The sequence below is a fragment of the Erythrobacter westpacificensis genome (assembly GCF_039542285.1).
In the GTDB taxonomy this organism is placed as follows: domain Bacteria; phylum Pseudomonadota; class Alphaproteobacteria; order Sphingomonadales; family Sphingomonadaceae; genus Alteraurantiacibacter; species Alteraurantiacibacter westpacificensis.
The window spans coordinates 1-740 of sequence record NZ_BAABHV010000040.1 but is presented as its reverse complement, the minus strand read 5'-3'; the positions used below and the strand labels follow the sequence as shown (position 1 = coordinate 740).

General features: G+C 58.4%; 1 protein-coding gene. It reads right to left on the bottom strand.

The genetic code is table 11. The features are described 5' to 3' along the window. On the bottom strand, positions 1-740 hold a 740-nt coding region (locus ABFX23_RS17690), incomplete at both ends, for an IS6 family transposase (protein WP_346034192.1).

Genomic DNA, 740 nt, shown 5'->3' with positions numbered 1-740 from the left:
TGCTTATTGAGCATAATCATGGTTTCGGTCAGGGCCGAGGGTCCAATTCCGAATGCTCTTTCAACCAGGCGCACCTCCCCCATGATACCTGGCTGCAGGCACCATGCCTGGGCCTGTCCTTTGCGTAGGGCGCGCATGACCTCGAAGCCCTTGATCGTGGCGTAGGCCGTTGGCATCGACTTGAAGCCACGTACCGGCTTGATCAGCATCTTCAGCTTGCCGTGGTCGGCCTCGAGCACGTTGTTCAGATATTTCACCTGCCGGTGCTCGGTTTCCGCCGCCAGTTTGCCTTCGCGTTTCAGCTCAGCGATTGCTGCGCCGTAGCTGGGTGCCTTGTCGGTATTGAGTTTGGCCGGCTTTTCCCAGTCCTTCAGGCCACGAAGAGCTTTGCCCAGAAAGCGCTTCGCCGCTTTGGCGCTGCGTGTCGATGACAGATAGAAATCAATCGTGTCGCCCCGTTTGTCGACCGCCCGGTACAGGTAGGTCCATTTGCCCCGCACCTTTACGTAGGTCTCATCCAGACGCCAGCTCGGATCAAAGCCGCGCCGCCAGAACCAGCGGAGACGCTTCTCCATCTCCGGCGCGTAGCGCTGCACCCAGCGATAGATCGTCGTATGATCGACATCGATCCCACGCTCGGACAGCATTTCCTCGAGATCACGGTAGCTGATGCCGTATCGACAATACCAGCGCACCGCCCATAGGATGACCTCGCCGGTAAAATGCCGTCCTTTGAAATC